Below are 8556 nucleotides of genomic sequence, written 5' to 3'. Positions count from 1 at the left end.
TGGCAACGCTCACCTCGAACACAACCGTCATAGTCTCTAACGCGCGCTAACCAACGCCCGACTTAAAACTGTCATAATCACTGATGGAAACCCGCGCCTGCACGTTCTTTACAAGCCATTAAGCGGGCCTGCGTTGGATGCGGCGGGATAGTGCGTTGGGGACTGCAATGAGTGCCGCGAAGAAAGCGCCGGGAAAACCGGCCACCGAAATGTTCGACGACATACCGGTGCTTCAGCGCAAATGGCGTGCCGCGTTGAAGCCGGGCGAACGGCTGCCGCGCTACGAGGACGTCATGCTCGGCAGCCTCGGACGGCTCGCCGACCACATCGCGCTGCTCAAGGGCGATGGCGCGCTCGAGCTGTCGCGCAGCGGACGTTACGTGCAGAAATGGCTCGGCGAGGAGCGCTGGGACATTCCTTTGGCGGAGCTGCCGCCCGATTGCGCCACGGCGCTGTCGGAAGCAGCGGCGAGCGCGCTCGCGAACGGGCGGCCGCATCATGCCAGCGCGCATTGCGTGCGCGACGGCATGGTCAGGACCTACGATCTGCTGGCGCTGCCGACCGCCTCGCGCTGGGGCGCCACGCTGGTCGGCGCTTACGTCAACGAGCGCGGTACGCAATACAATCTGCTGGACGCAATCTTTTCCTCGACCGACGATGCGGTCGTCTCGCTGGCGACGCTGCGCGACGCCAATGGACGGCCGTTTGATCTTCAGGTCGTGCACCACAACAAGAGTGCAGCATTGCTGCTGAGGGCCGGCAGCGCGGGCCTGCAATGGCGCCGGATCGGCGAGGGGGACAATTTGCTCGCCTCGCCCGACATCATCAAGTTTCTGCTCAAGGCTGTTTCCGGCGGTCGCGGCGAACAGCTCGAGATCGAAAGCGAGGGGCGGAATCTCCGGCTTAGCGCCACCGCCTTCGCCGACGTGGTCTCGCTGACTATCTCGGACGTCACCGCGCTGAAACGGCGCGACGCCTCGTTCCGCCTGTTGTTCGACAACAACCCGATGCCGATGTGGGTGTTCGACGCACAAACCAAGGAATTCCTCAGCGTCAACGACGCCGCGGTCCAGCATTACGGTTACAGCCGCGCCGCCTTCCTGCGCATGACGTTGCACGAGATCTGGCCGCAGGACGAATGGGACAGCCACGCCGAGGCGCTCGAACGCATCGGCGAAACCTATCACTCCTCGCGCAACTGGCGGCATCTGCGCGCCGACGGCAGCGAGATCGAGGTGCTCACTTTCGGCCGCCGCGTTGCCTTCGACGATCGCGACGGTTACCTGGTCGCGGTGGTCGACATCACCGAGCGGCGCAAGGCCGAGGCGCGGATCGCCCACATGGCTCACCATGACGGGCTCACCGACCTTCCGAACCGCGAATATTTCCAGGAACGTCTGAAACAGACGCTCGCCCAGGCCGGAGGCAAGCGGGTCGGCGTGCTCTATATCGATCTCGACCTGTTCAAGAACATCAATGATTCCTTCGGGCATCCGGCGGGCGACCGTCTGCTGAAGCAAGTCGCCGAACGCCTGACCACCGCCGTCCGCGGCGCCAATCTTGGGGCGCGTCTCGGCGGCGACGAATTCGCCGTGATCCTCGCGGCCGACGTTTCGCCGAACGAGGCCAGTGCCTGCGCGACCTTGCTGATCGACATGCTGAGAGCGCCCTATGACCTCGATGGCCAGGAGATGGTGATCGGCGCCAGCATCGGTATCGCGCTGTCGCCGGGCGACGGCGTGACGTCGGAGGAATTGATGCGCAACGCCGACATGGCGCTGTATCGGGCGAAGTCGGACGGTGGCGGCGTGCACCATTTCTTCGAGCGCGAGATGGACCTCCAGGCGCAGAAGCGGCGCGACATGGAGCTCGATCTGCGCCGCGCCTTCGCCAATGGCGAGTTCGAGTTGCACTACCAGCCGCTGGTGTCGATCGCGTCCGACCGCATCTCCGGCTTCGAGTCGCTGCTGCGCTGGCATCACCCCGACAAGGGCATGATCTCGCCGGCGGAATTCATCCCGGTCGCCGAGGACATCGGCTTGATCTCCCAGCTCGGCGAGTGGGTGTTGCGCGAAGCCTGCGCCGAAGCAATCAAATGGCCGGCCGACGTCAAGGTCGCGGTCAATCTGTCACCCGCACAGTTCCGCAGCCGCAACCTGGTCCAGGTCGTGATCTCGGCGCTGGCGCAGTCGGGCCTGTCACCCAGGCGGCTCGAGCTGGAGATCACCGAGTCGATCTTCCTGGCCGAGACCGATGCCAATCTCGCGATATTGCATCAGTTGCGCGAGCTTGGCGTCAGCATCTCCATGGATGATTTCGGCACCGGCTATTCCAGCCTGAGCTATCTGCGCAGCTTCCCCTTCGACAAGATCAAGATCGACCGCTCCTTCGTCAAGGACCTGGCGCAGCGGCCCGATTGCGTCGCGATCGTGCGCGCGATCTCGGGGCTCGGGCGCAGCCTCAACATCACCACGACCGCGGAGGGCGTCGAGACCGAGGATCAGCTCGACTGGCTGCGCGCCGAAGGCTGCAACGAAGTGCAGGGTTTTCTGTTCAGCGCGGCGCGGCCCGCCGCCGAGATCGCCAAGTTGCTTGCCGATTTCGGCCAGCGTGCCTCACGGGCGGCGTAGCGCGGGCGGGAAGGTGTCGTAGACCAGCGCCCTGAAGGCGGGCGTGATGCGGCTGCGCTCGTTCTGGGTCTGCTGCATCATGATGTAGACCATGTCGAGCTTGGGATCGACGCCGAAATAGGTGCCGCTGCCACTGTCCCATTTCAACTCGCCGATCGAGCCGGGCGGCGGCGGTTTCGCGTTGCCGGGATCGGTCCGCACACCGATGCCGTAGCCATAGCCGAAGCCGTCGCCCGGAAAATAGAAATAATCGCGTCCGACGCCGGAGCCGGGCCCGATTTGATCGGTCGTCATGGCCTTGAACGCGGCGGGGCTGAGGTAACGCTTGCCCTCGAACTTGCCGCCATTGAGCAGCATCTGCGAGAAACGCTGATAATCGGTGATGGTCGAGAGTAGCCCGCCGCCGCCGGACTCCCATTCGGGATGGTCGAGACGGTCGCGCTCGCCGGCGAGCAGGATCGGGTCGTTCGGCAGCGGCCGTGCCATCCGTGCGCGCTCTTCGGGCGTCTTCAGCACGAATTTGGTGCTGCTCATCCCGAGCGGATCGAGAATGCGTTGCTTGAGGAATTCGTACAGCGTCTGCCCCGAGATGATCTCGATGACGGCGCCGAGCACGTCGGTGGAATGGCCGTAGCGCCACAGCGTCCCGGGCTGACGCGTCAGCGGCAGCTTGGCGATGCGGTCGGCGAATTGTCTGTTGTTGAAGGGCCCCTCGAAAATATTGGCGGCGGTGTAGACCTGCATGACCCAGGGGGCGCCGATATAGTCGTAGCTGATGCCCGACGTGTGCCGCAGCAGATCCTCGATGTTGACGGGACGGATCGGCGGCTCGAGTTCGAGCTTTGAGTTGCCGTCCGGCTCCACGCCCACCTTGGTGTCGGCAAAGAGGGGAATGTATTTCGACACGGGATCGGTGAGCGCGAGCTTGCCCTCGTCGATCAGCATCATCGCGCCAAGGCACGTGATCGGCTTGGTCATCGAGTGGATGGCGAAGATCGTATCCGGCGTCATCGCGAGGCCGGTCCTGGTGTCGCGTACGCCGAAGGTCTTGAAGTAGACCGGCTTGCCGTGCTGCTGCACCAGGATCACCGCGCCCGGCAGCCGGCCGCTCGTCACCTCGTTGTCAAAATATGCGGTGATGCGCTCGAGTCCGTCGGGCGACGGCGCGGGGATGTCGGCGGCACGGCCTCGCGCCATCGTGCCGGCCAACAGCGCGGCCCCGACCAGAAATTCGCGACGTCTCATCCGGGCTTCCTCCCTGGCCGGGATCAAAGCCGCAAGACGTTCGAGGCGTCAACAAGCCATCGATTAAAATCGCGTCACGATTTCCGAAAGGAACGGTCGCGGACGATCCTCGCTCGGCTTGGTCGGCGTGCCGATGTGAACGAGGCCGGCGAGCTTTTCGTCCGGCTTGAGGCCAAACCCGTCCAGCACGTCGCGATCGAAGGAGAACCAGCCGGTGAGCCAGCAGGCGCCGTAGCCGAGCGCGGTCGCGGCCGTGACGATGTTCATGGCGCTGGCGCCCGCGGACAGTTCCTGCTCGAAGGCCGGTACCTTCGGATGCGGCCTGGTGAAGCTGACCACGCCGATCACCAGCGGGGCATCGGTGAGCCGTTTCCGCTCGGTCTCGATATCGGCCGCCGGTGCGCCCGGATTCTTCCGGGCAAACACCTTCGCAATCACCTCGCCGGCGCGCTGGCGCGCATCGCCTTCGAAAATGATGAAGCGCCAGGGCGTGAGCTTGCCGTGATCCGGCACGCGCGCGCCGATGGTGAGGATCGTCTCGAGCTCGGCCGCCGAAGGGCCGGGCCCGGTCATCTCGCGCGGCTTGACCGAGCGGCGGGTCTTCAGGAGTTCAATGGCGTCGGGCACTGCGGTATCCTCTTCGGCTGGTCGTCGGGCGTGCAGTCCTCACATAGGAATGCACGCCCGCAACCGAAAGCGAGTTTAGACCGATTTCAGAGGTCAGGCCGCGCCCCGTGCCCGCACGACGTCCGGCGGGGTTGCTTCCTCGACCAGGGCGGCGATTGCCTCGGCCGTCGGCATCACCTTCTGCCCGTCGCTGCCGAGGCGGCGGACGGAGACCGAATGCGTCTCGGCCTCCTTCTTGCCGACCACGAGCAGCGCCGGAATCTTGGCCAGCGAGTGCTCGCGGACCTTGTAGTTGATCTTTTCGTTGCGCAGGTCGATCTCGACCCGCAGACCGGCACGCCGTGCGGCTTCCATGACCTGCTTGGCGTACTCGTCGCCTTCCGAGGTGATGGTCGTGACCACCGCCTGCACCGGCGAGAGCCAGAGCGGGAAGTTGCCGGCATAGTGCTCGATCAGGATGCCGATATAGCGCTCCATCGAACCGCAGATCGCGCGGTGCACCATGACCGGCGGTTTCTTCGATCCGTCATGATCGATGTAGAACGCGCCGAACCGCTCCGGCAGGTTGAAGTCGACCTGCGTGGTGCCGCACTGCCAGTCGCGGCCGATGGCGTCGCGCAGCACGTATTCGAACTTCGGCCCGTAGAAGGCGCCTTCGCCCGGATTGATCTCGGTCTTGATGTGGTTGTTCTGCGACTGGATCTCGCGCAGCACCGTCGCCATCACGCGCTCGGCGTGATCCCACATCTCGTCCGTGCCGACGCGCTTGTCCGGTCGGGTCGACAGCTTGACGGTGAGATCGCCGGTGAAGCCGAAATCGGCATAGGTCGACAGGATGAGATCGTTGATCTTGAGGCACTCGTCCGCAAGCTGATCCTCGGTGCAGAAGACATGCGCGTCGTCCTGGGTGAAGCCGCGCACGCGCATCAGGCCATGCATGGCGCCCGACGGCTCGTAGCGATGCACCACGCCGAATTCGGCGAGCCGCAACGGCAGGTCGCGGTAGCTCTTCAGGCCGTGCTTGAAGATCTGCACGTGGCCGGGGCAGTTCATCGGCTTCAGCGCGAACCAGCGCTTGTCCTCGGCCTCGTCGCCTGCCGACTGCGCCGCGAACATGTTTTCGCGGTACCAGCCCCAATGGCCCGAGGTCTCCCACAACGACTTGTCGAGGATCTGCGGCGCGTTGACCTCGCTGTAGTCGCCAGTCAGGCGCCGCCGCATATAGGCGATGAGCTGCTGGAAGATGGTCCAGCCCTTGGCGTGCCAGAACACCACGCCCGGGCCTTCCTCCTGGAAGTGGAAGAGGTCGAGCTCGCGTCCGAGCTTGCGATGGTCGCGCTTTTCGGCTTCCTCGATCTGCTTGAGGTAGCCGTCGAGGTCCTCCTGCTTGGCGAAGGCGGTGCCGTAGATGCGGGTCAGCATCGGGTTGTTGGAATCACCGCGCCAATAGGCGCCGGCCACCTTCATCAGTTTGAAGGCGTTGCCGACCTTGCCGGTCGAGGTCATGTGCGGGCCGCGGCACAGATCGAACCAGTCGCCCTGGTAGTAGATCTTGATCGGCTCGGTGCCGGGAATGGCGTCGACCAGCTCGACCTTGAACGCCTCGCCCTTGTCGCGGAACACCTGCTTGGTCTTTTCGCGATCCCAAACCTCTTTCGTGAAGGATTTGTCGCGCGCGATGATCTCGCGCATCTTTTTCTCGATCGCGGCAAAGTCGTCCGGTGTGAACGGCTCGTTGCGGAAGAAGTCGTAATAGAAGCCGTTCTCGATCACCGGGCCGATCGTGACCTGGGTGCCCGGCCACAGCGACTGCACGGCCTCGGCCAGCACGTGCGCGCAGTCGTGGCGGATCAATTCGAGCGCGCGCGGATCGTCGCGGTTGACCAGCTCGATCTTGGCGTCGGCCTCGATCGGATCGTTGAGGTCGGCGAGTTCGCCGTCGAGCGCCATCGCCACCGTGCGCTTGGCCAGCGACGGCGAGATGCCCTTGGCGATCTCAAGGCCAGTGATGCTCTTGGCGTATTCGCGCCGGGCGCCATCGGGGAAGGTGAGGGTGATCTTTTCCGGCGGGGTCACGGGTCTCAAATTGCTGAGGCTGTATTGGAAGCCGGATTCGGACTTGGGTTGGTCCTTGGGCTGGTCGGTCATTGMTTTTCTCCTGAGGCTCACTCCTGCGAACGAGCGCAGGTAAGCGGGAACGAGCGATATATCAGGCGATTCGGCCTGTGCAATCCGGCAATTCCAAGAAAATCGGCCGTAAAGCCGCCGTCGCGCACCAACTATTTCGCAGAGGCCCTTTAACAGGCCGGGAGTCTCCTCTACATGCACCTGCATGGAAAGTGCCCGCGCCGGCCGTTTCGTGCCAACCGCCCTGATGCTCGGAAATTTCGTCACCGGCTGCTCGGTGCTGGCGCCGGCAGGGATGCTGCCGGAATTGTCGGCGGGGCTTGGGATCAGCATCCATGCGGCCGCGCTCCTGATCACGTTCGGCGCGATCACGCTGTGCATCGGCTCGCCGCTGACGGCGTGGCTGACCAGCCGCATCGAGCGGCGGACCTTGCTCGCAACGACGCTCGCCGTGCTTGCCGCCGGCAATCTGGCTTCGGCGTTCGCACCCGACTACACGAGCCTCCTCGTCATCCGCCTCGCGATGCTTGCGGTCGGTGCGCTCTACACGCCGCAGGCCGCCGGCACCGCGGCGCTGATCGTGCCGGTCGAGCGGCGCGGCAGCACGATCGCCTATATCTTTCTCGGCTGGTCGTTGGCTGCCGCCGTGGGTCTTCCGCTGATCACCTTCATCGCCAGCCGCTACGGCTGGCGCGCGGCCTATGGCGAGATCGGCGCGCTCGGCTGTGTCAGCTTCCTGTTGCTGCTGATGCGCCTGCCTGGCGGGTTGAAGGGCACGCCGGTGGATTTGAAGACCTGGGCGGCGGTCGGCCGCAGCAGAACGATTCTGCTCCTGCTTGCGATCACCATGCTGCAAATGTCCGGACAGTTCGTGGTGTTCACCTTCATGGGCCCGCTGCTCAAGAAGCTGACCGAGGCGAGCCCGGATGCGATCGGCCTGGTGTTCGGCATCTATGGCGTCTGCGGCTTCCTCGGCGTCGTCATCGCAACGCGCATTGTCGATACAAGGGGGCCCTACCGGACCTCGCTGCTGTTCACCTGCCTGCTGCTGGCGGGCATCACGGGGTGGGCGCTGAGCGCCGGCACCCTCGTTCTGATGGCGTTCGCGGTCGCGATCTGGGGATTGGGTTTTGCCTCGACCAATTCGATGCAGCAGGTGCGGCTGGTCGCGGCCGCGCCGCCGCTTGCATCGGCGACCGTCGCGCTCAACACGTCCGTCCTCTATATCGGCCAGGCTGTCGGCTCCGCCGTCGGCGGGCTGCTGTTCGCCCGCGAACTGCTGCACACGCTCGGCTTCGTGGCGGTCGGCTTCGTCATTGTGGCGCTGGTCCTGGTCATGTCGACCCGGCCGCGGCCGGCTGCTGCCGCTCCGGCCTGAAGGCAGCGTTTTCCTGTGCGCAAGGCGCTTGGCAAACCGCGCGGGAGGGCGCTAGAAGGCGAGGCATGGGGACCAAAGAGAGTTGACTGAAATGAGGATGATTTTGGCGGTTGCCGCGGTGCTCTATTCAGCCTCCGCGTTCGCACAAACCGACAAGCCACCGATGGTGGGGGACAAGCCGCTGGTGCAGGTCAAGCCGAAGGGGACCAAAGAGGGCACCAAGGAGGCGGCTGCAAAGCCTGCCGCCGCGGCGCCGAAGGGCAAGCCGCAATCGATCGCGGTACGGCTCCAGGCCTGTCTCGACCTCGATGACGGCACCAAGGACCGTCTCAACTGCTACGACGCGGTGATTCCGCCGGCGCCGAAGCCGAAGCCGGCGAAGGCCAAGGGCTACGCCGATTGCCGCTTCTTCAAGGAAGAGGACGAGCGGCTGGCCTGCTTCAACGGCTTTGCCGAGAGCATTCCGAAGCTGCCCAAGAACTGAGAATCAAGCGCTGTGGGTTCGAGTCGGACGGTTAGTCGCTGATCCGGCTCAGCACCGCTCTGAAT

The 8556-nt window shown here is 64.6% G+C and carries 6 protein-coding genes; 3 read left to right on the top strand and 3 right to left on the bottom strand.

All coding sequences use genetic code 11. The features are described from left to right. The first annotated feature begins 167 nt into the window (after positions 1 to 167). Complete coding sequence (locus tag ACXJL8_RS26095) at positions 168 to 2630, top strand: putative bifunctional diguanylate cyclase/phosphodiesterase (protein ID WP_456618598.1); 2463 nt, start codon at positions 168 to 170, stop codon at positions 2628 to 2630. Here ACXJL8_RS26095 and ACXJL8_RS26090 read toward each other — a convergent pair. The 3 genes from ACXJL8_RS26090 to thrS all read right to left on the bottom strand — a co-directional run bounded on the left by ACXJL8_RS26090 (position 2616) and on the right by thrS (position 6650). Continuing rightward, entirely contained in the window at positions 2616 to 3875 is a 1260-nt protein-coding gene (locus ACXJL8_RS26090; protein WP_456618597.1) for a serine hydrolase domain-containing protein, read from the bottom strand. The two genes, ACXJL8_RS26095 and ACXJL8_RS26090, sit on opposite strands and share 15 nt — an antisense overlap. A gap of 63 nt (positions 3876 to 3938) precedes the next feature. After that, positions 3939 to 4502: a nitroreductase family protein gene (locus ACXJL8_RS26085; protein ID WP_456618596.1), complete on the bottom strand. Its 564-nt coding sequence runs from the start codon at positions 4500 to 4502 to the stop codon at positions 3939 to 3941. Between the two features lie 93 nt (positions 4503 to 4595). After that, the gene (gene thrS, locus ACXJL8_RS26080) at positions 4596 to 6650 is read right to left on the bottom strand and encodes a threonine--tRNA ligase (RefSeq protein WP_456618595.1); all 2055 of its coding nucleotides are present in this window, start codon (positions 6648 to 6650) and stop codon (positions 4596 to 4598) included. Positions 6651 to 6834: 184 nt separating this feature from the next. Here thrS and ACXJL8_RS26075 point away from each other — a divergent pair, with 184 nt between their 5' ends. Next, a complete protein-coding gene (locus ACXJL8_RS26075; protein WP_456618594.1) occupies positions 6835 to 8007 on the top strand; it encodes an MFS transporter in 1173 nt (390 codons plus the stop codon). A gap of 91 nt (positions 8008 to 8098) precedes the next feature. Beyond that, positions 8099 to 8491, top strand: coding sequence for a hypothetical protein (locus tag ACXJL8_RS26070; RefSeq protein ID WP_456618593.1), 393 nt, complete (start codon positions 8099 to 8101; stop codon positions 8489 to 8491). The last annotated feature ends 65 nt before the right edge of the window (positions 8492 to 8556 follow it).

This window comes from Bradyrhizobium sp. P5_C11_2, from assembly GCF_054049755.1.
Note: the sequence above shows the minus strand (reverse complement) of the source record. Positions and strands in the feature narration are given on the sequence as shown.